Source organism: Bradyrhizobium sp. SSBR45G (genome assembly GCF_030159255.1).
In the GTDB taxonomy this organism is placed as follows: Bacteria; Pseudomonadota; Alphaproteobacteria; order Rhizobiales; family Xanthobacteraceae; genus Bradyrhizobium.
Genome location: NZ_BSCT01000004.1, coordinates 24,313 through 48,829, shown reverse-complemented (window position 1 = coordinate 48,829; position 24,517 = coordinate 24,313). Strand labels below are relative to the sequence as shown.

Annotated in this window: 19 protein-coding genes; 1 reads left to right on the top strand and 18 read right to left on the bottom strand. The window is 64.1% G+C overall.

What is annotated here, in order from left to right; genetic code table 11:
• Positions 1 to 10: 10 nt before the first annotated feature.
• The 14 genes from rpmC to rpsL form a co-directional block, all read right to left on the bottom strand.
• Positions 11 to 217 (bottom strand): 50S ribosomal protein L29, encoded by a 207-nt coding sequence (gene rpmC, locus QQL87_RS06740; RefSeq protein WP_015667613.1) that lies wholly within the window; start codon positions 215 to 217, stop codon positions 11 to 13.
• A 5-nt stretch (positions 218 to 222) separates the two neighbouring features.
• On the bottom strand, positions 223 to 636 hold the full coding sequence (gene rplP, locus QQL87_RS06735; RefSeq protein WP_008963467.1) for a 50S ribosomal protein L16: 414 nt from the start codon (positions 634 to 636) through the stop codon (positions 223 to 225).
• 40 nt (positions 637 to 676) lie between these two features.
• Complete coding sequence (gene rpsC / locus QQL87_RS06730; protein ID WP_012045041.1) at positions 677 to 1,387, bottom strand: 30S ribosomal protein S3; 711 nt, start codon at positions 1,385 to 1,387, stop codon at positions 677 to 679.
• 17 nt (positions 1,388 to 1,404) lie between these two features.
• On the bottom strand, positions 1,405 to 1,785 hold the full coding sequence (rplV, locus tag QQL87_RS06725) for a 50S ribosomal protein L22 (RefSeq protein WP_015667616.1): 381 nt from the start codon (positions 1,783 to 1,785) through the stop codon (positions 1,405 to 1,407).
• 10 nt (positions 1,786 to 1,795) lie between these two features.
• Entirely contained in the window at positions 1,796 to 2,074 is a 279-nt protein-coding gene (gene rpsS, locus QQL87_RS06720) for a 30S ribosomal protein S19 (RefSeq protein ID WP_006611842.1), read from the bottom strand.
• A 12-nt stretch (positions 2,075 to 2,086) separates the two neighbouring features.
• Complete coding sequence (gene rplB, locus QQL87_RS06715; protein ID WP_284423130.1) at positions 2,087 to 2,920, bottom strand: 50S ribosomal protein L2; 834 nt, start codon at positions 2,918 to 2,920, stop codon at positions 2,087 to 2,089.
• 12 nt (positions 2,921 to 2,932) lie between these two features.
• A complete protein-coding gene (locus QQL87_RS06710; protein ID WP_284423129.1) occupies positions 2,933 to 3,232 on the bottom strand; it encodes a 50S ribosomal protein L23 in 300 nt (99 codons plus the stop codon).
• The gene (rplD, locus tag QQL87_RS06705) at positions 3,229 to 3,849 is read right to left on the bottom strand and encodes a 50S ribosomal protein L4 (RefSeq protein WP_006611839.1); all 621 of its coding nucleotides are present in this window, start codon (positions 3,847 to 3,849) and stop codon (positions 3,229 to 3,231) included. The genes QQL87_RS06710 and rplD overlap by 4 nt, the downstream gene beginning before the upstream one ends.
• Entirely contained in the window at positions 3,850 to 4,569 is a 720-nt protein-coding gene (gene rplC, locus QQL87_RS06700) for a 50S ribosomal protein L3 (RefSeq protein WP_006611838.1), read from the bottom strand. It lies immediately after the preceding gene.
• 57 nt (positions 4,570 to 4,626) lie between these two features.
• Complete coding sequence (gene rpsJ, locus QQL87_RS06695) at positions 4,627 to 4,935, bottom strand: 30S ribosomal protein S10 (RefSeq protein WP_002712302.1); 309 nt, start codon at positions 4,933 to 4,935, stop codon at positions 4,627 to 4,629.
• Between the two features lie 90 nt (positions 4,936 to 5,025).
• Positions 5,026 to 6,216 carry an elongation factor Tu gene (gene tuf / locus QQL87_RS06690; RefSeq protein WP_284423128.1) on the bottom strand — a complete coding sequence of 397 codons (1,191 nt, stop codon included), beginning with the start codon at positions 6,214 to 6,216 and terminating at the stop codon, positions 5,026 to 5,028.
• Between the two features lie 39 nt (positions 6,217 to 6,255).
• The gene (gene fusA, locus QQL87_RS06685) at positions 6,256 to 8,328 is read right to left on the bottom strand and encodes an elongation factor G (RefSeq protein WP_284423127.1); all 2,073 of its coding nucleotides are present in this window, start codon (positions 8,326 to 8,328) and stop codon (positions 6,256 to 6,258) included.
• Between the two features lie 33 nt (positions 8,329 to 8,361).
• Entirely contained in the window at positions 8,362 to 8,832 is a 471-nt protein-coding gene (rpsG, locus tag QQL87_RS06680; protein WP_284423126.1) for a 30S ribosomal protein S7, read from the bottom strand.
• Positions 8,833 to 8,861: 29 nt separating this feature from the next.
• Positions 8,862 to 9,233 (bottom strand): 30S ribosomal protein S12, encoded by a 372-nt coding sequence (gene rpsL, locus QQL87_RS06675; RefSeq protein WP_006611834.1) that lies wholly within the window; start codon positions 9,231 to 9,233, stop codon positions 8,862 to 8,864.
• A gap of 647 nt (positions 9,234 to 9,880) precedes the next feature.
• Here rpsL and QQL87_RS06670 point away from each other — a divergent pair.
• Positions 9,881 to 11,098, top strand: a complete 1,218-nt coding sequence (locus QQL87_RS06670) for an FAD-dependent oxidoreductase (RefSeq protein ID WP_284423125.1) — start codon at positions 9,881 to 9,883, stop codon at positions 11,096 to 11,098.
• Here QQL87_RS06670 and QQL87_RS06665 read toward each other — a convergent pair.
• From QQL87_RS06665 to rpoB, 4 genes are all read right to left on the bottom strand, one after another.
• The gene (locus tag QQL87_RS06665; protein ID WP_284423124.1) at positions 11,035 to 13,323 is read right to left on the bottom strand and encodes an ABC transporter ATP-binding protein; all 2,289 of its coding nucleotides are present in this window, start codon (positions 13,321 to 13,323) and stop codon (positions 11,035 to 11,037) included. The genes QQL87_RS06670 and QQL87_RS06665 overlap by 64 nt on opposite strands.
• Positions 13,324 to 13,409: 86 nt before the next feature.
• Positions 13,410 to 15,488 carry an FAD-dependent oxidoreductase gene (locus tag QQL87_RS06660; protein WP_284423123.1) on the bottom strand — a complete coding sequence of 693 codons (2,079 nt, stop codon included), beginning with the start codon at positions 15,486 to 15,488 and terminating at the stop codon, positions 13,410 to 13,412.
• 338 nt (positions 15,489 to 15,826) lie between these two features.
• Positions 15,827 to 20,026, bottom strand: a complete 4,200-nt coding sequence (gene rpoC, locus QQL87_RS06655; RefSeq protein WP_284423122.1) for a DNA-directed RNA polymerase subunit beta' — start codon at positions 20,024 to 20,026, stop codon at positions 15,827 to 15,829.
• Positions 20,027 to 20,161: 135 nt separating this feature from the next.
• Positions 20,162 to 24,280, bottom strand: a complete 4,119-nt coding sequence (gene rpoB, locus QQL87_RS06650) for a DNA-directed RNA polymerase subunit beta (RefSeq protein WP_284423121.1) — start codon at positions 24,278 to 24,280, stop codon at positions 20,162 to 20,164.
• Positions 24,281 to 24,517 lie beyond the last annotated feature (237 nt).

Sequence of the window (24,517 nt, the reverse complement as noted above, 5' to 3'; positions counted from 1 at the left end):
GTCGAGCCTCTTACTTCGTCTTGGCGCGCTGCTGCGCGGCGATGGTCTTGATACGGGCGATGTCGCGGCGCGCCTCACGAAGGCGCGAAGTGTTCTCCAGCTGCCCGGTGGCACGCTGGAAGCGCAGGTTGAAGCGCTCCTTCTTCAGATTGACGATCGCATCGTCCATCTGATCGGGGCTCATCGCGCGAATGTCGGCAATCTTCATCTCGGCCATGACCATTACTCCGCAATGCGTTCGACGAAGCGCGTCTTGATCGGCAGCTTGGCGGCAGCAAGCAGCAGCGCCTCGCGCGCGATCTGGTTGCTCACGCCGTCGATCTCGAACATCACCCGGCCCGGCTTGACGCGGGCCACCCACAATTCCGGCGAACCCTTGCCGGAGCCCATGCGGACTTCGGCCGGCTTCTTCGACACCGGCAGGTCCGGGAACACGCGGATCCAGACGCGGCCGGCACGCTTCATGTGACGGGTCAGGGCACGACGCGCAGCCTCGATCTGGCGTGCGGTGACGCGATCCGGCTCCATCGCCTTCAGCCCGAACTGGCCGAAGGCCAGCGTCGCGCCCGAGGACGCAACGCCGTGGATACGGCCCTTATGCGCCTTTCGGAACTTGGTCTTCTTTGGTTGCATCATGGCTTTGAGCCCTCAAACCTGTCTTGTCGCGGCTGATCGATCAGGCCGCGTCGCGGCGCGACCGGGGCTGCGAGCTCTCGCCGCCGCCTTCGTTCATCCGCTTGTCCTGTGCCATCGGATCGTGCTCGAGGATCTCGCCCTTGAAGATCCAGACCTTCACGCCGCAGGTGCCGAAGGTGGTGAACGCGGTGGCCACACCGTAGTCGATGTCGGCGCGCAGCGTGTGCAGCGGCACCCGGCCCTCGCGGTACCATTCCATGCGGGCGATTTCCGCGCCGCCCAGACGACCCGAGCAGTTGATGCGGATGCCCTCGGCGCCGAGACGCATCGCCGACTGCACGGCGCGCTTCATGGCGCGGCGGAACGCGACACGGCGCTCGAGCTGCTGCGCGATCGATTCGGCGACCAGCGTGGCATCGAGCTCCGGCTTGCGGATCTCGACGATGTTGATCACGACGTCCGACGAGGTGATGTCGGCGACGCGCTTGCGCAGCTTGTCGATGTCGGCGCCCTTCTTGCCGATCACGACACCCGGACGCGCCGAGTGGATCGTGACGCGGCACTTCTTGTGCGGACGCTCGATCACGATGCGGGCGACAGCCGCCTGCTTGAGCTCCTTGTGCAGGATCTCGCGGATCTTGACGTCTTCATGCAGCAGCTTGCCGTACTCGGCCTTGCCGGCGAACCAGCGCGAATCCCAGGTCCGGTTGATGCCGAGACGCAGACCGATCGGATTGATCTTTTGACCCATCGTATTCTCCCAGCGCCTTAAGCGCTCGCCTCGACCTGACGAACAATGATCGTCAGCTGCGAAAACGGTTTGAAAACCCGGCCCGAACGGCCACGGCCGCGCGGCGAGAAACGCTTCATCACGATTCCCTTGCCGACGAAAGCCTGCGTGACGACGAGATCGTCGACCTCGAGCTCATGGTTGTTCTCGGCATTGGCGATCGCCGATTCCAGGCACTTCTTGACGTCGACTGCAATCCGCTTGCGCGAGAACTGCAGGTCGGCGAGGGCTGCCGACGCCTTGCGGCCGCGGATCATCTGCGCCACCAGGTTCAGCTTCTGCGGGCTCACCCGAAGCATCCGGGCCACAGCCTTGGCCTCGTTGTCGGGGAGGCTCCGTTCGCGCTTTGGTTTGCTCATCGCTTAATCCTCAAGCCTTCTTGGCTTTCTTATCGCCCGAATGGCCGTGGAAGGTGCGGGTCGGCGAGAACTCGCCGAACTTGTGGCCGACCATCTCTTCGTTGATGGCCACCGGCACGTGCTTCTGGCCGTTGTAGACGCCGAACGTCAGGCCGACGAACTGCGGCAGGATGGTCGAGCGGCGGCTCCAGATCTTGATGACGTCGTGACGGCCTGACGCGCGCGCCGCATCTGCCTTCTTGAGCAGCGACGCCTCGACGAACGGGCCTTTCCAGACTGAACGAACCATGTCCGTCGTTCCTTACTTCTTCCGCTTGTGGCGGCTCAAGAGAATGAATTTGTCGGTCGACTTGTTCGTGCGGGTCTTCTTGCCCTTGGTAGGCTTGCCCCACGGAGTGACCGGGTGACGACCGCCCGAGGTACGGCCTTCGCCGCCGCCGTGCGGATGGTCGATCGGGTTCATCGCGACACCGCGGTTGTGCGGGCGGCGGCCCATCCAACGCTTGCGGCCGGCCTTGCCGATCGACGTGTTCATATGGTCCGGGTTCGACACCGCACCGATGGTGCCGCGGCAGCGGCCGTGCACCAGGCGCTGCTCGCCCGAGTTCAGGCGGACGATCACGTAGTCATGGTCGCGGCCGACGATCTGGGCATAGGTCCCGGCCGAACGGGCGAGCTGGCCGCCCTTCCCGATCTTGACCTCGATGTTGTGGATGATCGTGCCCACCGGCATGTTGCCGAGCGGCATGACGTTGCCCGGCTTCACGTCGACGTAGTTGCCCGCGACGATGGTGTCGCCGACCGCCAGACGCTGCGGCGCCAGGATGTAGGCGAGCTCGCCGTCCTGATACTTGACCAGGGCGATGAAGGCCGTGCGGTTCGGATCGTACTCCAGGCGCTCGACGGTCGCGGGAACGTCGACCTTGTCACGCTTGAAGTCGACCGTGCGGTACGACTGCTTGTGGCCGCCGCCGAGGAAGCGGACGGTGATGCGGCCGGTGTTGTTGCGGCCGCCGCTCGACTGCTTGCCTTCGGTCAGCGCCTTGACCGGCTTGCCCTTGTAGAGGGCCGAACGATCGACCATCACCAGCTGGCGCTGGCCTGGCGTCGTGGGATTGAATGTCTTCAGTGCCATGGCAGCTCAGCCTTACAGTCCGGTGGTCACGTCGATGCGGTGGCCCTCTTCGAGGGTCACGATCGCGCGCTTGCTGTCCGATTGCGAACCGAGATTGCCGCGAAACACCTTGGTCTTGCCCTTGCGGACGAGCGTATTCACGCTCCGGACCTTGACGTCGAACAGCTTCTCGATCGCCTCTTTGATCTGCGGCTTGGTCGCCTTGGCGGCCACCTTGAACAGAACCTTGTTCTGCTCGGAGGCGAACGTCGCCTTCTCGGTCACGACCGGCGCGATGATGATGTCGTAGTGGCGCGGATCAATGGTCTTCATTTGAAGCGCGCCTCCAGCGCATCGATCGCCGCCTTGGTCAGCACGAGCTTCTGACGGCGCAGGATGTCGTAGACGTTGATGCCCTGGATCGGCAGCACGTCCAGGTTCGGGATGTTGCGGGCCGCAGCGGCAAAGCCGTTGTGCAGCTCGGCGCCGTCGATGATCAGCGCGTTGGTGAGGCCGAGACCCGAGAAGTGACCTATCAGCGCCTTGGTCTTCGCCGCCTCGAGGGTGGCGTTCTCCAGCACGACCAGATCACCGTCCTTGGCCTTCGCCGACAGCGCATGCTTCAGCGCCAGCGCACGAACCTTCTTCGGCAGGTCGGTCGCATGCGAGCGGACGACCGGACCGAAGGCACGGCCACCGCCGCGGAACTGCGGCACGCGCGCCGAGCCGTGACGGGCGCCACCGGTGCCCTTCTGCTTGTACATCTTCTTGCCGGTGCGCCAGATCTCGGCGCGGCCCTTGGCCTTGTGGGTGCCGGCCTGGCGCTTGTTCAGCTGCCACTGAACGCAACGCTGGATGATGTCGGCGCGCGGCTCGAGACCGAAGATGGCGTCGGACAGCTGGACGGAGCCGGCTTCCTTGCCCTCAAGCGTGGTGACTTTCAGTTCCATTTATGCGCCCTCCTGCACGGCCGGCGCTTCGGCAGCCTGCTCACCCGCGACCTTGAACTTGCCGGGCTTCGGCGCTTCCTTCGGCAGCGGCTTCTTGACGGCGTCACGGACCGAGATCCAGCCGCCCTTGGAGCCGGGCACCGCGCCTTCAACCAGGATCAGGCCGCGCTCGACATCCGTCTGCACCACACGCAGGTTCAGCGTCGTGATACGGTCGACACCCATGTGACCGGGCATCTTCTTGTTCTTCCAGGTCTTGCCGGGGTCCTGACGGCCACCGGTCGAACCGATCGAACGGTGCGAGATCGACACACCGTGCGTGGCGCGAAGACCGCCGAAGTTCCAGCGCTTCATGCCGCCGGCGAAGCCCTTACCGACCGAGGTGCCGGTGACGTCGACGAACTGGCCGACGACGAAGTGGTCGGCCTGGATCTCGGCGCCGACCGGAATCAGCGAGTCCTCGCTGACGCGGAATTCGGCGAGCTTCCGCTTCGGCTCGACCTTGGCGACCGCGAACTGGCCGCGCTCCGCCTTCGGCATATAGACCGTCTTGCGGCTGCCGCTGCCGAGCTGCAGCGCGACATAGCCGTTCTTCTCGGTGGTGCGGTGACCGACCACCTGGCAATTGCCGAGCTTCAGCACGGTCACGGGGATATGTTCGCCGGTCTCCGTGAAGACCCGCGTCATCCCGACCTTTTGTGCGATCACTCCGGAGCGCATCGGCGTGCTTCCTGTTCTTCTCTATGTCCGCGATGGGGCGAACGTGAATCCAAAAACTTAGAGCTTGATCTCGACGTCGACGCCAGCCGCCAGATCGAGCTTCATGAGAGCATCGACGGTCTGCGGGGTCGGATCGACGATGTCGAGGAGACGCTTGTGGGTGCGCATCTCGAACTGCTCGCGGCTCTTCTTGTCGACGTGCGGCGAACGGTTCACGGTGAACTTCTCGATGCGGGTCGGCAGCGGAATGGGTCCGCGAACCTGCGCACCGGTCCGTTTCGCCGTGTTGACGATCTCGCGCGTCGACGTATCGAGGATCCGATGGTCAAACGCCTTGAGACGGATGCGGATATTTTGGCCGTTCATTGCCGTATCTTTCTTTGAGTAGTGAGTGGCGAGTAGCGAACAGCGAATGGATCTCTCCATTCGCTACCCGCCATTCCCTATTCGCTGTTGTTACTCGATGATCGAGGCGACGACGCCGGCGCCGACGGTGCGGCCGCCTTCACGGATGGCGAAGCGCAGCTTCTCTTCCATCGCGATCGGCACGATCAGGTGCACTTCCATCGCGATGTTGTCGCCCGGCATTACCATCTCGGTGCCTTCCGGCAGGTGAACGACGCCGGTCACGTCGGTCGTGCGGAAGTAGAACTGCGGACGATAGTTGGTGAAGAACGGAGTGTGACGGCCGCCCTCTTCCTTGGTGAGGATGTAGGCCTCAGCCTTGAACTTGGTGTGCGGCTTGACCGAACCCGGCTTGCACAGCACCTGGCCGCGCTCGACGTCCTCGCGCTTGGTGCCGCGGAGCAGCGCACCGATGTTGTCGCCGGCCTGGCCCTGATCGAGCAGCTTGCGGAACATTTCGACGCCGGTGACGGTGGTCTTCTGGGTCGGACGGATGCCGACGATCTCGATTTCCTCACCGACCTTGATGATGCCGCGCTCGACACGGCCGGTCACCACGGTGCCGCGGCCCGAGATCGAGAACACGTCTTCGACCGGCATCAGGAAGGGCTGGTCGATCGGACGCTCCGGCTGCGGAATGTACTCGTCGACGTTCTTCATCAGCTCGAGGATGGCGTCGTGGCCGAGCTTCTTGTCCGAATCTTCCAGAGCGGCCAGCGCCGAGCCCTTGATGATCGGGATCTTGTCGCCCGGGAATTCGTACTTCGACAGCAGCTCGCGAACCTCGAGCTCGACGAGCTCCAGAAGCTCCGGATCGTCGACCATGTCGCACTTGTTGAGGAACACGACCAGCGCCGGCACGCCGACCTGGCGGGCGAGCAGGATGTGCTCGCGGGTCTGCGGCATCGGGCCGTCAGCAGCCGACACGACCAGGATCGCGCCATCCATCTGGGCGGCGCCGGTGATCATGTTCTTGACGTAGTCGGCGTGGCCGGGGCAGTCGACGTGGGCGTAGTGGCGGTTCTTGGTCTCGTACTCGACGTGCGCGGTCGAGATGGTGATGCCACGGGCCTTCTCTTCCGGCGCCTTGTCGATCTGGTCGTAGGCAGTGAACGTCGCACCGCCCGTTTCGGCCAGGATCTTGGTGATCGCTGCGGTCAACGAGGTCTTGCCGTGGTCGACGTGACCGATGGTGCCGATGTTGCAGTGCGGCTTGTTACGTTCAAACTTTGCTTTGGCCATTTGACTCTCCGTTCAGTCGCTAAGCTGAGCTAACGACAATCAGGCAAACTTCTTCTGGACTTCAGCCGACACGTTGGCCGGCGCTTCAGCGTAGTGCGAGAACTGCATCGTGAAGGTTGCGCGGCCCTGGCTCATCGAGCGCAGGTTATTCACGTAACCGAACATGTTCATGAGCGGCACCATCGCGTTGATGACGTTGGCGTTGCCGCGCATGTCCTGGCCCTGGATCTGGCCACGACGCGAGTTCAGGTCGCCGATGACCGAGCCGGTGTAGTCTTCCGGTGTCACCACTTCGACCTTCATGATCGGCTCGAGCAGAACCGACTTGCCCTTCTGCAGCGCCTCGCGGAAGGCCGCGCGGGAAGCGATTTCGAAGGCCAGCGCCGACGAGTCGACGTCGTGATACTTGCCGTCGACCAGCGCGACCTTGACGTCGACCACCGGGAAGCCGGCGACCACGCCCGCGCCGAGCACGCTCTCGATGCCCTTTTCGACGCCGGGGATGTATTCCTTCGGAACCGCACCACCGACGATCTTGGACTCGAACACGTAGCCGCCGCCCGGCTCGTTCGGCTCGACGATCAGCGAGACTTCAGCGAACTGGCCCGTACCGCCCGTCTGCTTCTTGTGGGTGTACTTGACCTCGGCGTTCTTGGTGATGCGCTCGCGGAACGCCACCTGCGGCGCACCGATGTTGGCATCGACCTTGTACGTCCGGCGGAGGATGTCGACCTTGATGTCGAGATGCAGTTCGCCCATCCCCTTCAGGATGGTCTGGCCGGACTCCTGGTCGGTCGACACGCGGAAGGACGGATCCTCGGCCGCGAGCTTCGCCAGCGCGACGCCCAGCTTCTCCTGGTCGGCCTTCGACTTCGGCTCGATCGCGATCTCGATGACCGGCTCCGGGAATTCCATCTTTTCCAGGATCACCTGGTTGGACGGATCGCACAGCGTGTCACCGGTGCGGGCTTCCTTGAGGCCGGCGAGAGCGACGATGTCGCCCGCATAGGCTTCCTTGATGTCCTCACGGTTGTTCGCATGCATCAGCAGCATGCGGCCGATGCGCTCCTTCTTCTCGCGCGTCGAGTTCACGACGCCGGTGCCCGAGCTCAGGATGCCCGAATAGATGCGGCAGAAGGTGATGGTGCCAACGAACGGGTCGTCCATGATCTTGAACGCGAGCAGAGCCAGCGGCTCCTTGTCGTCCGCCTTGCGCACGACCTCATTGCCGCGGTCGTCGGTGCCCTTGATCGCAGGCACGTCGATCGGCGACGGCAGATAGTCGACGACGGCGTCGAGCAGCGGCTGAACGCCCTTGTTCTTGAAGGCCGAACCGCACAGCACCGGATAGAAGGCGCCGGTCAGCACCGCCTTGCGGATCAGGCGCTTCAGCGTCGCCTCGTCCGGCTCCTTGCCATCGAGGAACGCAGCGAGCGCGTCATCGTCGAGCTCGACGGCGGCTTCCACCAGCTTCTCGCGATATTCGGCAGCCTGGTCGGCGAGATCTTCCGGAATGTCGGTGTAGTCGAACTTGGCGCCGAGGGCCTCGTCGTTCCAGACGATGGCCTTCATCGTCACCAGGTCGATGCAGCCCTTGAAATTGTTCTCGGCACCGATCGGCAGCTGGATCGCCACCGGCTTCGCACCAAGGCGGTCGACGATGTCGGCCAGGCACTTGAAGAAGTCGGCGCCGGTCTTGTCCATCTTGTTGGCGAAGACGATGCGCGGCACTTTGTACTTGTCGCCCTGGCGCCAGACGGTCTCGGTCTGCGGCTCGACGCCCTGGTTGGAGTCGAGCACGCACACGGCGCCGTCGAGCACGCGCAAGCTGCGCTCGACCTCGATGGTGAAGTCGACGTGACCGGGAGTGTCGATGATGTTCAGGCGCTTGCCGTTCCAGAACGCGGTGGTGGCAGCCGAGGTGATCGTGATGCCACGCTCCTGCTCCTGCTCCATCCAGTCCATCGTCGCGGCACCTTCGTGCACTTCGCCGATCTTATGGCTCTTGCCCGTGTAGTACAGGATACGCTCGGTCGTCGTCGTCTTACCGGCGTCGATATGCGCCATGATGCCGAAGTTGCGATAGTCTTCGATGGCGTGTTGGCGGGGCATGGGTGTGTTCCCTGATTTCCGTCGGTTTCGCCGTTACCAGCGATAGTGCGAGAAGGCGCGGTTGGCTTCCGCCATCCGATGCACGTCTTCACGCTTCTTCACGGCGTTGCCCCGGTTGTTGGAGGCATCGAGCAACTCCGCCGAAAGCCGCTCGGTCATGGTCTTTTCGTTGCGGTCGCGTGCAGCCGAGATCAGCCAGCGAATCCCCAGCGCCTGCCGGCGAGTCGAGCGCACTTCGACCGGAACCTGGTACGTCGCACCACCGACGCGGCGCGAGCGCACTTCGATCGTCGGCATGACGTTGTCGAGCGCCTGCTCGAACACCGTCAGCGGGCTCTGCTTGGTCTTGGCCTCGATGAGACCGAACGCACCGTAGACGATACCTTCGGCGACCGACTTCTTGCCGGCGTACATCACCGAGTTCATGAACTTGGTGACGATGATGTTCCCGAACTTCGGATCCGGAAGCACTTCACGCTTTTCGGCTGAATGGCGACGCGACATCTGATCTGTTCCCGCTTTTCTCGAACGTCTTACTTCGGACGCTTCGCGCCGTACTTCGAACGGCGCTGCTTACGGTTCTTGACGCCCTGGGTATCCAGCACGCCGCGGAGGATGTGGTAGCGGACGCCCGGCAAGTCCTTGACGCGGCCGCCGCGGATCATGACCACCGAGTGCTCCTGCAGGTTATGGCCCTCACCCGGGATGTAGCCGATCACCTCGAAGCCGTTGGTCAGGCGCACCTTGGCGACCTTACGAAGCGCCGAGTTCGGCTTCTTCGGCGTCGTGGTGTAGACGCGCGTGCAAACGCCACGCTTCTGCGGCGACTGCTGCAGCGCCGGCACCTTCTTGCGCGACTTCTGCACTTCGCGCGGATTTGCGATCAGCTGGTTGATCGTCGGCATCTTGGCCTTCACCCTTCTCAACGTTCGAACGGAAACCGTCACCGGATTCCGCAAATTCTGTTCGAGGTTCCCCGCCTCATCGGGCCGCCCTGCGCGACGAAATCCGCGCAAAACGAAATCGCGCCTACCATTCATCGCTGAACGGAAAGCGCTTGACGCCACAGAGGACCGCGATCACCACCCTTCAGCTTGCGCTGACGGCGGCCTACCGAGGTCATGCATCCGAAATTGGTCTCAAGAGAACGAGCTCGAGAGATCTAATATCGTTCTGGCATTGCCTAGCTATGATCGACAGCGTTTGAGCGGCATTCGTCGAGGGTGGTGCCCGTCCCGCCCTTTTCAGGGTGGTCTGGGTGATCCGTACCGACGCTGGCGAAGCTCACCGCCTGTCGTTGAGTGCCGGCCTTTTATAAGCGGTAAAACCCCAAGTCAAGCAAAACGACGCCGCAGGTTGCGCAAAGAGGCGCTTCCGACCGTTGTCGCTTCCACCCCGGCAGCACCATCCCGCCAGGGTACTGCTGACCTCGGATCTTGCCCAGGACCTGGGCAGACCGGCACGCGCGCTCCCCCGGCAATGTTCCGACACACTGAAGATAAGGGTTTTTTCGGGTTTCGGCGACAAGGATGACGCTGCGACGAGGCGTCCCGTGACCCACTATACCGACATCGCGATCATCGGCGGCGGGCTGGCTGGCTCGATCACGGCGGCCATGCTCGGGCGCGCCGGCATAGCGGCGATTCTCGTCGACCCCCACGTCGTCTACCCGCCGGACTTCCGAATCGAGAAGATCTCGGGCGCCGAACAGATCGCCCGATTCCGTCGCACAGGCGTTGCGGACACGGCACTTCGCCGGGCGACGCTGGCGCCCGAGAACTGGATCGCCCGATTCGGCTATGTCCTCGACAAGGCGCCGGTGCACCAATACGGCATCACGTATGATGCGCTGGTCGCGGCGGTGCGGGAGGAGATTTCCGGGCCGGTCACGCGAATCGCGGCCAAGGCGGTCGCGATCACCCCGAGCGAGGATCGGCAGTCGGTCGTCCTCTCCAATGGCGAGACGATCTCGGCGCGGCTGGTCGTGCTTGCCAACGGGCTAAACGTCGGCCTTCGGCACATGCTGGGAATTACCCGCACGATCACCAGCCCGGCGCATTCGATCTCGGTCGGCTTCGATCTGGTGCCGGTCGACCGCCCGGCCTTCCCGTTCCCGGCCATGACCTATTTCCAGGAGCGGGCCGGCGCCCGGGTGCCCTACGTCACCCTGTTCCCGATCGGTGACCGCATGCGGGCCAACCTGTTCGCCTACCGGGAGGTCGACGATCCCTGGCTGCGGGCGGTCCGGCGCAGCCCTGCCGAGACCGTCGACGCCGCCCTGCCCGGTCTGCGGCGGATCACCGGCGCCTACGCCGTCAGCGGCGAGGTCAAGGTCCGGCCGGCCGACCTGACCGTCGACACCGGATATCGCATGCCCGGCGTCGTCCTGGTCGGCGACGCGTTCTGCACCACCTGCCCGGTCACCGGCACCGGCTCAGACAAGGTGTTCACCGACGTCGAGCGCCTCTGCAGCCTCCACATCCCGCGCTGGCTGGCCACCGACGGCATGAGCGAGGTCAAGATCGCGGCGTTCTACGACGATCCGATCAAGACGGCCTGCGATGCATGGTCGTTGGAGAAGGCCTGGAATTTTCGATCGGTCTCGATCGGCACCGGCCCCTATTGGCTGGCCCAGCGCTGGGCGCGCTTTGCGGTCTCGCTCGGACGCGGCGTGAGGCACCGGCTGGCGCGCGGATCGCTCAGCGCCTATTCCTCGTCATCCTCGTCATCCTCGTCGTCCTCATCGTCATCACTGTCGTCGTCGGCCTGATCGAGCCGGCTGGGCTGGTGACCCTGGTCGTCCCACAGCTTGCGATAGGTCCCGTTCTTGGCGAGCAGCTCGGCATGGCTGCCGCGCTCGATGGCGCGGCCGCCGGAGATCACGATGATCTCGTCCATCTCGACCACCGAGGTCAGGCGGTGGGTCGACCAGATCATGGTGCGGCCCTTCGCGACCTTGAGCAAGGTGCGGTTGATCGCGGCTTCCGTGGTCTGGTCGAGCGCCGAGGTCGCCTCGTCGAGCAGCAGCACGGAAGGATTGCGGATGATGGCGCGGGCGATCGCGATGCGCTGGCGCTGGCCGCCCGACAGGGTGTCGCCGCGCTCGCCGACGAAGGTGTCGTATTTCTGCGGCAGGCTCATGATGTAGCGATGGATCTCGGCCTTCTTGGCGGCCTCCTCCACCTCCTCGTCGGTCGCTCCCTCCTTGCCGAGCCGGATGTTCTCCCGCAGCGACATGTTGAACAGCATGTTGTCCTGGAACACCACGGCCATGCTGCCGCGCAGCGAATCGCGCGTCACCTTCCGGATGTCGACGCCGTCGATGGTGACGCGCCCTTCGTCGGGGACATAGAGCCGCAGAATCAGGTTGAGCAGCGTGCTCTTGCCCGACCCCGACGGTCCCACGATCGCGATGCGCTTGCCGACATCGAGCCTGAGGCTGAGATTGTCGAGCACCGGGGACTGGCTGCCTTCATACTGGAAGCTGACGCGCTCGAAGGTGATGTCGTGGCTGATGCGCGGCAGATCCGGCGCGCCCGGCCGGTCGGCGCCGCGGGTCGGCTCGTCCAACAGCTCCTGCATGTGGCGAATCGCGGCCGCCGACGAGATCGACACCGGGACGAAGTGCATGACATGGGCGATGTTGTAGGACACCTCCCAGAACGCGCTCTCGAAGGTGACGAAGGTGCCGATCGTGATCTGCCCCTTGGTCGCCAGGTAGGCACCGAGGGCGAGCACCACGAGATGCAGCAGCAGCACCGAGATGGTGACGGTGCGCTCGACCATGGTCGACAGGAACATCGCGTCGGCCATCTTGCGCCGCGCCTGGTCGTTGCGGAACGAGAACCAGCCGAACACCTTGCGGTGCAGGCTGAAGGCCTTGATCACGGCCTGCGCTGCGATGTTCTCCTGGATCACACCGAGCAGGCCCGCCTCGTTGAGCTTCTGCTCGTAATTGGCCTGCACCGCCTTTGGCGTCAGCATGCGCGGGCCGATCAGGGTGATCGGGAAGACCAGCAGCGCGATCGCGGCGAGCTGCCAGTTGAGGAACAGCATCAGGATGATGCCGGCGATCAACTCCAGGAGCGGCAGCGCGGCGCTGTTGGCGAAGCTCTTCACCACGCCTTCGAACGCGGACATGTCGACCGAGAAGCGCGACAGGATCTCGCCGCGCTTGGTGCGTTGGAAATACGCGGCCGGCAGGTTCTGGACGTGATCGAACAGCCGCGTGCGGACATCCGAGATGATGCCGGCGGCTAGCCGCGCATCCCAGCGCTCGTAGAGCACGGCAACGATCGACGTGAAGATGCCGGCCACTGCCAGCACGCCGAGGATTCGGTAGAGCGCCTCGAAATCCTCCTCGCCGAGCGCGTCGTCGATCAGGAACTTCAGGCTGAGCGGCATGATGACGTTGAACAGCGTCTCGATGACAACGCCGATCGTCACGAAGGCCAGCATCTTTTTGTATTTTGACAGCAGCGGCCTGACGAAGCCGTAGATCGTCGCGAGCGCGCCGGCGGCCTCGCGCGCGCTATAGACGACGAGTTCCTCGTCATCATCATCGTCGTCGAGATCGTCGTCCTCATCCTCGCCGTCCTCATCGTCATCGTCGTCGGACGGCGGCGGCGCAGGCTTGCTGGCCTGTGGCGGCTTGGAGGGCTGCGCCGGCTTGGAGGGCTGAGCCGGCTTTGCTGCCGCCGGCGGTGTGCTGGCCGGCAATGGCGCGGAGGCTTCGGACGTCGGTGGCGGGGCGGCAACCGGTGCTTGAGTTGCCGTCGGCGATTCGGGCGTCTGCGGCGCCTCCGGCGCGGCGGTTCCAGAAAGCCGTTTTGCGATCTCGGCAGCGGCACCGGCGGCCGCCGCAATCCGTTCGCCGGCGATCCGATCGTCCGCGGTCTGACCGGGCGCAGCCGAGGCAGACCTGGATTTCGAACCTCGCTTCGAGCCTGATTTGGAGGCCGGTCTCGACTCTGACTCTGGTTTCTTGGGCGCCATGCAACCAACCGAAGCAGCGTGGCCGACGAAGCGCCGGCCCTGCGCGTCAGGCCTTTAACATCTACACAGCGCCGCGGCCAGCGTCCTCAATCTTCGTCCTCGACCTTGTCGAAGAAGGAGTAGCGCAGGCTGTCCGCGTCCGCGTACCACTGGCCCGGGCCCTTGTTGGCCGCCAAGGTCGCGGCCCACACCTCGTCGGTGCAATCGCGGCGGTGCATGGCGAGGTCGAAGCCGTTGCCGAAGAACAGCTCGGACCATTCCCACCAGGTGCCGAGCTTCTTGACCCCGCGCAGCAGATCGTAGCGGTCGACCAGCGCCGGCGCCATGTCCGAGGTGATCGAGCCGAACACCAGGCCGGTCTTGACCACGCGGTTGAGCTCGCGAATCGCCCGCGCCACCTGCTTGTCGCCGAGGTGGCAGAGGCAGGTCTCGAACACGAAGTCGAACTCGCCGGCCTTGAACGGCATGTCGGTGACCGAGCCGAGCTTGTTGTATTTCCGGAGCGCCTTCGGCGTCTTGCCGTGGATGTAGCGGTTGTTCTCGATGCCCCAGGCGTCGATGCCGCGGTCGCGCAGCGCCCCGACCAGCTCGCCGCTGGCGGAGCCCGCCACCAGCAGCTTGTAGCCCTTGTCTTTGCCTTTGGCTTTTCCCTGACCCTTGTTCCAGACGATCTTGATCAGGCTAGTCAGGTAGTCCGGATCGGTGAACTGCGCCCAGGCTTCGCCATACGGCCCCTGCCCGCGATAATCGTCGAAATAGCTGCGGTCGATCTTGTCCGACAGCGGCGTCTCGGCCTGCGAGCGAACGCGGCGCAGCCGCATCATCTCGGTCAGGATGATGTCGGTGGCGGCATCGGAGGAATCGAGCAGGCCGTTGAGGGTCGAATCGAACAGATAGTCGCCGACCACCACGATGCCGGGATGCTCCTTCGGCTCCGGCCGGTGATTCGTCATGACGTCGCGCACCGGCAGGCCGCCGGGCAGCGCATTCACCGACGACAGCCAGCGATGGATCTTGCCTTCCATGAAGTGCGCGCGCGCATCGCCCAGCGCCGCCGGCAGCGACTTCAGCGCGGCGTCGATCAGCTCCTGGTCCGACAGGTTGGCAAAGGCGAGCGCATCGGAGCCCGCGATCAGCCAGTTCAGCACGCCGTATTTGCCGACATCGTGGCGCGAGCCTTCGTTGTAGACGCAGCAGCCGCCGAACGCCTCCGACATGAACCAGGAGCCGGGGATCTTGTCGCCCCAGAACGGCGCATCGAACAGGATCGACACGCGCAGATAGTGCGCAGGCCGGTCGAAATAGGCGATGTGCTTGACCATCGACTGGCGCAGCTTCTCGCCGTCCCAGCCAACCGTCGACAGCCAGGAATGCGGCAGGCACACCAGCACGAGATCGAACTCGCGCGTCTCCGGCCCCTTGCCGTTCATCATGTTGAGCCGGTAGCGGCCCTGCTCGGTCTTGCCGATGCGAAGCACACGGTGGTTGAGCTGAATGTCGGCGTCGACTTCCGAACGCAGGCACTCGATCAGCTGCTCGTTGCCGTTCTGGATCGAATACAGGCCAATGTAGTCGTCGATATCCATCACGAAGTTCTTGAGCGCATTGAGCCCATTGGTGTTGTGCGCCTCGGTCGCGAGGTCGGAGCGCGACATCACCTTGAAGAAGCGCTTGGCCGTGGGATCGTCGACCTCCTTGTCGAGCAGTTCCTCGCAGGTGACGTACGCCCAGGGGTGCTCGTTGTCGTGGGCGCCGACGCCCTCGTAATATTCGACCGGCGACATCACCTCGGAGCAGCGATTGCGGAACGCCTCGACCGCGGCCGCCGTCTTCGGCCCATACTTGCGGCGCAGGCCCGGCACGTCGTCGAGCAGCTCGCCATCGAGCTGCACCTGCAACGCATCCATCGGAATCGTCTGCAGGCCGAAATGCTGGATCAGCTCGCGCAGCGGATCGGGACCGGTCATCGAGTAGTCGTAGATCTCGGCAACGCCCGCCTCGTACATCGCAGGTGCCGTGTCGAACTTGCGCGTCACGATCTTGCCGCCGAGACGGTCGGACGCTTCGAAGATCGTCACCTTGCAGAGATCGCCGAGCTTCCGCCTCAGGTACCAGGCGCTCATCAGGCCACCCGGACCGCCACCAACAATCGCAAGGTCAAGCATCGAAGTTCCGCCATCTCCGGCTGTCAGCGACGTCGCCGGTCGTCCGTGTCACGGGTCCTGCCACCCTCGGGGCTCGATCTGCCGCCGCGTACCCGCGCCCGCACAGGATTTGCGCCCGAGCAATCGGCGCATCGCCACGGCAGTGGACGGAAATCAGCTCAGCGGATCTGATGTTCCCAGAAGCGCCTTTGTCCCTGAAGGGAAGATGAACAACGGGGCAGCAGCGCGGCAGAGAGAGAAGATCCTGTCAAGAAAAGGCCGGCAAGAGCCGGCCTTTTCTACGGTTGATGAACGCACGGAAGAACCCGGCACCGCCGGGTCCAGCCGTAGCGCCCTTTTTACTCCGCCGGCGGCAGTGCGAGCGGCTGAGGCTCGGGCTGCGACGGCACGACCGCCGCCTGCTTCTCGCGCTCGTCGAGAATCAGCTTGTCGCGCTTCAGTGCGACCTCGCGGATGCGGGCCATGGAGGCACCGGTGCCGGCCGGAATCAGTCGGCCGACGATGACGTTCTCCTTCAGGCCCTCGAGCGGATCGATCTTGCCGTTGACCGCCGCCTCGGTGAGGACGCGGGTGGTCTCCTGGAACGAGGCCGCCGAGAAGAACGACCGGGTCTGCAGGCTCGCCTTGGTGATGCCGAGCAGAACCGGGTTGCCGGTGGCGGGCTTCTTGCCCTCCTCCTTCGCCTTCGCGTTCAGCACGTCGAACTCGATCTTGTCGACCTGTTCGCCCGAGATCATGTCGGTGTCGCCCTGGTCGGTGACCTCGATCTTCTGCAGCATCTGACGGACAATCACCTCGATGTGCTTGTCGTTGATGAGCACGCCCTGCAGCCGGTAGACCTCCTGGATCTCGTTGACCAGATAGGCCGCGAGCTCCTCGATGCCCTTGATCGCCAGAATGTCGTGCGGAGCCGGGTTGCCTTCGACGATGAAGTCACCCTTTTCGACGATGTCGCCATCCTGCAGATGGATGTGCTTGCCCTTCGGGATCAGGTACTCGCGCGCCTCCTCGGTCTTGTCGACCGGCTCGATCGAAATGCGACGCTTGTTCTTGTAGTCGCGACCGAACCGGATGGTGCCGGCGATCTCGGCGATGATCGCGGCATCCTTCGGCTTGCGCGCTTCGAACAGCTCCGCCACCCGCGGCAGACCGCCGGTGATGTCGCGCGTCTTGGCGCTCTCGGTCGAGATACGCGCCAGGATGTCGCCCGGCTTCACCGTCGCCCCGACGTCGACCGAAAGGATCGCGTCGACCGACAGCATGTACCGCGCATCGCCGCCGCGGGCGAGCTTGAGCACCTTGCCGTCCTTGCCCTTGATCACGATCGCCGGACGCAGGTCCGCGCCACCGCGCGTCCCGCGCCAGTCGATGACGACGCGCTTGGCGATACCAGTGGATTCGTCGAGCGTTTCCGAGATCGACAGACCTTCGGTCAGATCCTCGAACCCGATCGTACCCTCGGCTTCCGTGAGGATCGGACGGGTGTAGGGATCCCACTCGGCAATGCGCTGGCCGCGCTTGATCGTGTCGCCCTCGTCGATATGCATGCGCGCGCCGTACTGGATACGGTGCGTTGCACGCTCGGTGCCGTCGGCGTCGACGATCGCAACCACCATGTTGCGGACCATCGCGATCAGGTGACCCTCGCTGTTGCGAGCGATCGCCTTGTTGCGGATCACGACCTTGCCCTCGAAGTTGGATTCGACGAAGGACTGTTCGTTGAGCTGCGCGGCGCCGCCGATGTGGAACGTGCGCATCGTCAGCTGCGTGCCCGGCTCACCGATCGACTGCGCGGCGATGACGCCGACAGCTTCACCGTGGTTGACCGGAGTGCCGCGGGCCAGATCGCGCCCGTAGCACATCTTGCAGATGCCGTTGACGAGCTCGCAGGTGAGCGCCGAACGGATCTTCACCTCCTGGACGCCAGCCTGCTGGATGGCGTCGATATGGCTCTCCTCCATCAGCGTGCCGGCCTTGATCAGCACGTTGCCGGTGGCCGGATCGCGCACGTCATCGCACGGCACGCGGCCGAGGATGCGCGAGCCGAGCGAGGCCACGACCGTGCCGGCGTCGACGATGGCGCGCATCTTGATGCCGAGATGGGTGCCGCAATCGTCCTGCGTGATGATGCAGTCCTGCGCGACGTCGACCAGACGGCGGGTCAGGTAACCCGAGTTCGCGGTCTTCAACGCGGTGTCCGCGAGGCCCTTGCGGGCGCCGTGGGTCGAGTTGAAGTACTCGAGAACCGAGAGGCCTTCCTTGAAGTTCGAGATGATCGGCGTCTCGATGATCTCACCCGACGGCTTGGCCATCAGGCCGCGCATGCCGGCGAGCTGACGCATCTGGGCCGGCGAACCACGCGCACCGGAATGCGACATCATGTAGATCGAGTTGATGTCGGCATCCGCCCCCGTCGCCGTCTTCTTGGTGACGGAGATCTCCTTCATCATCTCCTTGGCGATCTCTTCCGAGGCCTTCGACCAGGCGTCGACGACCTTGTTGTACTTCTCGCCATGGGTGATCAGGCCGTCATTGTACTGCTGCTCGAAATCCTTCGCCAGCGTACGGGTGCTGTCGACGATCTTCCACTTGCCCGCCGGCACGACCATGTCGTCCTTGCCGAACGAGATGCCCGCCTTGAAGGCGTTGTAGAAGCCGAGCGCCATGATGCGGTCGCAGAAGATCACCGTCTCCTTCTGACCGCAGTGACGGTAGACCTGATCGATGACGCCCGAGATCTCGCGCTTGGTCATCAGCTTGTTGATGACCTCGAAGGTGACGCGCGGATGCTTCGGCAGCAGATTGCCGAGCATGACGCGGCCCGCGGTGGTCTCGATCCAGCGCTTGGAGATATTGCCTTCCTCGTTCATCCCCTCCCAGCGATACTTGATCTTGGTGTGGAGATGGATGGCCTTGGCGTGCAGCGCATGCTCGAGCTCGGCCATGTTGCCGAACGCCATGCCCTGGCCGTTCATGCCCTCGCGCATGATCGAGACGTAGTAGAGACCGAGCACGATGTCCTGCGACGGCACGATGATCGGCTGACCATTGGCCGGATGCAGGATGTTGTTGGTCGACATCATCAGGACGCGCGCTTCCAGCTGCGCTTCCAGCGACAGCGGAACGTGCACGGCCATCTGGTCGCCGTCGAAGTCGGCGTTGAACGCCGAGCAGACCAGCGGATGCAGCTGGATCGCCTTGCCCTCGATCAGAACCGGCTCGAACGCCTGAATGCCGAGGCGATGCAGGGTCGGGGCGCGGTTCAGCAGCACGGGATGCTCGCGGATGACCTCGTCCAGGATGTCCCAGACCTCCGGACGCTCCTTCTCCACCAGCTTCTTGGCCTGCTTGACCGTCGTCGACAGGCCCTTGGCATCGAGCCGCGAGTAGATGAACGGCTTGAACAGCTCGAGCGCCATCTTCTTCGGCAGGCCGCACTGATGCAGGCGCAACTCGGGACCGACCACGATGACCGAACGGCCGGAATAGTCGACGCGCTTGCCGAGCAGGTTCTGACGGAAGCGGCCCTGCTTGCCCTTGAGCATGTCGGCCAAGGACTTCAGCGGACGCTTGTTGGCGCCGGTGATGACGCGGCCGCGGCGGCCGTTGTCGAACAGCGCATCGACCGCTTCCTGAAGCATGCGCTTCTCGTTGCGGATGATGATGTCGGGGGCGCGCAGCTCCATCAGCCGCTTCAGGCGGTTGTTGCGGTTGATGACGCGGCGATAGAGGTCGTTGAGGTCCGATGTCGCGAAGCGGCCGCCGTCGAGCGGCACCAGCGGCCGCAGGTCCGGCGGGATCACCGGAACCACGGTCATGATCATCCATTCCGGCTTGTTGCCGGAGTGGCGGAACGCCTCGACGATCTTCAGGCGCTTGGCGAGCTTCTTGTGCTTGATGTCGGAGTCGGTCTCCTGCATCTCGGCACGCAGCGTCTGCTCGAGCTTCTCGAGCTCGAGGCCGCGCAGCAGCTCACGGATGGCCTCGGCGCCGATCATGGCGGTGAAGCTGTCCTGGCCGTACTCGTCCTGCGCCTTGAGGTACTCGTCCTCGGACAGCAGCTGACGGTCCTTGAGCGCGGTCAGACCCGGCTCGAGGACGACGTAATATTCGAAATAGAGGATCCGCTCGAGATCCTTCAGCGTCATGTCCAGCAGCAGGCCGATGCGCGACGGCAGCGACTTCAGGAACCAGATGTGCGCGACGGGAGCGGCGAGCTCGATATGGCCCATGCGCTCGCGCCGGACGCGCGACAACGTCACCTCGACCGAGCACTTCTCGCAGATGATGCCCTTGTACTTCATCCGCTTGTACTTGCCGCACAGGCACTCGTAGTCCTTGATCGGCCCGAAGATGCGGGCGCAGAACAGGCCGTCGCGCTCGGGCTTGAAGGTGCGGTAGTTGATCGTTTCCGGCTTCTTGATCTCGCCGTAGGACCAGGACAGAATCTTCTCTGGCGACGCAATCGAGATCCGGATCTGGTCGAAGACCTGAGCCGGCGTCGTCGGATTGAAGAGATTCATAATTTCTTGGTTCATCGTATTCTCCTCGCGGGCCGATCGGGGGTCGGCCGCAAATTCGAAAATCTCTTGCAGGCGGCGCCCTGTCCCTGACCCGCGGGACGAAGGCGCCGGCACCCGGCCGTCCGAGACGGCCGGGCCTGATCTATCGGCTTACTCGGCGGCTTCCGACGTCGGCGCCGGTCCGAGCTTGGAGTTGTGCAGGTCGACGTTGAGGCCGAGCGAGCGCATTTCCTTGACCAGCACGTTGAACGATTCCGGAATACCGGCCTCGAACGTGTCGTCGCCGCGCACGATCGCCTCGTAGACCTTGGTGCGGCCGGCGACGTCGTCCGACTTCACCGTCAGCATCTCCTGCAGCGTGTAGGCCGCGCCATAGGCTTCGAGCGCCCACACCTCCATTTCGCCGAAACGCTGACCGCCGAACTGGGCCTTGCCGCCCAACGGCTGCTGCGTCACCAGCGAGTACGGGCCGATCGAGCGCGCATGGATCTTGTCGTCGACCAGATGGTGCAGCTTGAGCATGTAGATGTAGCCCACCGTCACCTTGCGATCGAACGGATCGCCGGTGCGGCCGTCATAGACGGTCGACTGACCCGAGGCGTCGAGACCCGCGAGCTTCAGCATCTCCTCGATGTCGGCTTCCTTGGCGCCGTCGAACACCGGAGTGGCGATCGGCACGCCGCGGCTCAGATTGTGACCGAGCTCGATCAACTCGCTGTCGTTGAGCGACTTGATGGTCTCGTCCTCACCGTAGATCCGCTTCAAGGTCTCCTTCAGCGGCTTGACGTCCTGCTTCGACAGATAGGCATCGACCGTCTGGGCGATGCGCTTGCCGAGGCCGGCGCAAGCCCAGCCGAGATGCGTCTCGAGGATCTGACCGACGTTCATGCGCGAGGGCACGCCCAGCGGGTTCAGCACGATGTCCGCGTGGGTGCCGTCCTCGAGGAACGGCATGTCCTCGATCGGAACGATCTTGGAGACGACGCCCTTGTTGCCGTGACGGCCGGCCATCTTGTCGCCCGGCTGGATCTTGCGCTTCACCGCGACGAAGACCTTGACCATCTTCATCACGCCCGGCGGCAGTTCGTCGCCACGCTGCAGCTTCTCGACCTTGTCGAGGAAGCGCTGTTCAAGCCCCTTCTTCGACTCGTCGTACTGCTTCCGCATGGCCTCGATCTCGGCCATCAGCTTGTCGTTGGCCGAGGCGAACAGCCACCACTGCGACTTCGGATACTCGTCGAGCACCGCGCGCGAGATCTTGGTGTCCTTCTTGAAGCCCTTCGGACCGGAGATGCCCTGGCGGCCATCCAGCATGTCGGCGAGACGGCTGTAGACGTTGCGGTCCAGGATCGCCTGCTCGTCGTCACGGTCCTTGGCGAGACGCTCGATTTCTTCCCGCTCGATCGCCAGCGCACGCTCGTCCTTGTCGACGCCGTGGCGGTTGAACACGCGGACTTCGACGATCGTGCCCTGCACGCCCGGCGGCACCCGCAGCGAGGTGTCGCGGACGTCCGAGGCCTTCTCACCGAAGATGGCGCGCAGCAGCTTCTCTTCCGGCGTCATCGGGCTCTCGCCCTTCGGCGTGATCTTGCCGACCAGGATGTCGCCGGCGCGGACTTCCGCACCGATGTAGACGATACCGGCTTCGTCGAGGTTCTTCAGCGCCTCTTCCGACACGTTCGGAATGTCGCGCGTGATTTCCTCCGGACCCAGCTTGGTGTCGCGGGCCATCACCTCGAATTCCTCGATGTGGATCGAGGTGAAGACGTCCTCCTTCACGATCCGCTCGGAGAGCAGGATGGAGTCCTCGAAGTTGTAGCCGTTCCACGGCATGAACGCGACCAGCACGTTGCGGCCGAGCGCGAGCTCGCCGAGGTCGGTCGACGGACCGTCCGCGATGATGTCGCCCTTCTTGACGATGTCGCCGACCTTCACCAGCGGACGCTGGTTGATGCAGGTCGACTGGTTGGAGCGCTGGTACTTCATGAGACGGTAGATATCGACGCCCGACTTGGTCGGATCGAGATCCTCGGTGGCGCGGATGACGACGCGGGTGGCGTCGATCTGGTCGATCACGCCCGAGCGGCGCGCTGCGATCGCAGCGCCCGAGTCACGGGCGACGACGCCTTCCATGCCGGTGCCGACGAACGGCGCCTCGGCGCGAACCAGCGGCACCGCCTGGCGCTGCATGTTCGAGCCCATCAGCGCGCGGTTGGCGTCGTCGTTCTCGAGGAACGGGATCAGCGCGGCGGCGACCGAAACCAGCTGCTTCGGCGACACGTCCATGTAGTCGACCTTGTCCGGCGTCACCGGCAGCACTTCGCCGGCGTGACGGCAGACCACCAGGTCCTCGGTGAAGCGGCCCTTGGCATCGAGCGGCACGTTGGCCTGCGCGACGCGATAGCGCCCCTCCTCCATCGCCGACAGATAGATCACCTCGTCGGTGACCCGACCGTCCTTGACCTTGCGGTACGGCGTCTCGACGAAGCCATACTTGTTCACGCGCGCGAACGTCGCGAGCGAGTTGATCAGGCCGATGTTCGGACCTTCCGGCGTCTCGATCGGGCAGATGCGGCCGTAATGCGTCGGATGCACGTCGCGCACCTCGAAGCCGGCGCGCTCGCGGGTCAGACCGCCCGGGCCAAGCGCCGACAGGCGGCGCTTGTGGGTGATCTCCGACAGCGGATTGGTCTGGTCCATGAACTGCGACAGCTGCGACGAGCCGAAGAACTCGCGCACGGCAGCGGCGGCAGGCTTGGCGTTGATCAGGTCCTGCGGCATCACGGTGTCGATGTCGACGCTCGACATGCGCTCCTTGATGGCGCGCTCCATGCGGAGCAGGCCGATCCGGTACTGGTTCTCCATCAGTTCGCCGACCGAGCGGACGCGACGGTTGCCGAGATGGTCGATGTCGTCGATCTCGCCCTTGCCGTCGCGCAGGTCGACCAGGGTCTTGATGACCGCCAGGATGTCTTCCTTGCGCAGCGTGCGCTGGGTGTCCGGGGCATCGAGCTCGAGGCGCATGTTCATCTTGACGCGGCCGACCGCGGAAAGGTCGTAGCGCTCGGCATCGAAGAACAGCGACTGGAACATCGCCTGCGCGGAATCGAGCGTCGGCGGCTCACCCGGACGCATCACGCGGTAGATGTCGAACAGCGCGTCCTCACGCGTCATGTTCTTGTCGGCCGACAGCGTGTTGCGGATGTACGGACCGACATTGACGTGGTCGATGTCGAGCAGCGGCAGGTCCTTGTAGCCCTGCTCGTTCAGCACCTTGAACAGCTTGTCGGTGATCTCCTCGCCGGCCTCGGCGTAGATCTCGCCGGTCTTCGGGTTGACGAGATCCTCGGCGATATAGTTGCCGAGCAGCTCCTCATCCGACATGCGCAGCGCCTTCAGCCCCTTCTCCTGGAGCTGGCGGGCGGCACGGACGGTGAGCTTCTTGCCGGCTTCGAGCACGACCTTGCCGGTGTCGGCGTCGATCAGGTCGTTGACGGTCGAGTAGCCGCGGAAGCGGTTGGCGTCGAACGGAACGCGCCAGCCTTCCTTGATGCGCTTGTAGATCAGCTTCTTGTAGAAGGTCGACAGGATGGTCTCGCCGTCGAGGCCGAGCGCGAACATCAGCGACGTCACCGGCAGCTTGCGGCGACGATCGATGCGCGCGAACACGATGTCCTTGGCGTCGAACTCGATGTCGAGCCAGGAGCCGCGATACGGGATGACGCGGGCGGCGAACAGCAGCTTGCCCGACGAATGGGTCTTGCCCTTGTCGTGGTCGAAGAACACGCCGGGCGACCGGTGCATCTGCGAGACGATGACGCGCTCGGTGCCGTTGACGATGAAGGTGCCGTTCATGGTCATGAGCGGAATGTCGCCCATGTACACGTCCTGCTCCTTGATGTCCTTGACCGACTTGGCGCCGGTTTCCTCATCGATATCGAACACGATGAGGCGGAGCGTCACCTTGAGCGGCGCAGCGAAGGTCATGCCGCGCTGGCGGCACTCGTCGACGTCGTACTTCGGCGGCTCGAACTCGTAGCGGACGAATTCCAGCATCGAGGTGCCCGAGAAGTCGGAGATCGGGAACACCGAGCGGAACACCGCCTGCAGGCCCTCATCCGGCCGCCCGCCCGTGGGCTCGTCCACCATCAGGAACTGATCGTAGGATGCCTTCTGAACCTCGATGAGGTTCGGCATCTCCGCGACTTCCTTGATGTGTCCAAAAAACTTGCGAACGCGTTTGCGACCGGTGAATGTCTGCTGCGCCATCGTGGCCTCTCATGTCGTCGCCCGAAGGGGCGATCCTTCCGAAACAGCGGCTGCCACCGCCATCCCGGGTTGAATTTCGATCCATCTCGAAGGTCGAAAGCGCAGAGCGCGGAACGGAAACGTCCCAGATCTGTTCTTCAGACCACCAAAACGCAAAACGACGCGCGAGGCGCGAGGACGCACCCGCTCGTCACAACCATCTCGTCACGGACTGCAAAAGCCCGAAATTGCCTATCT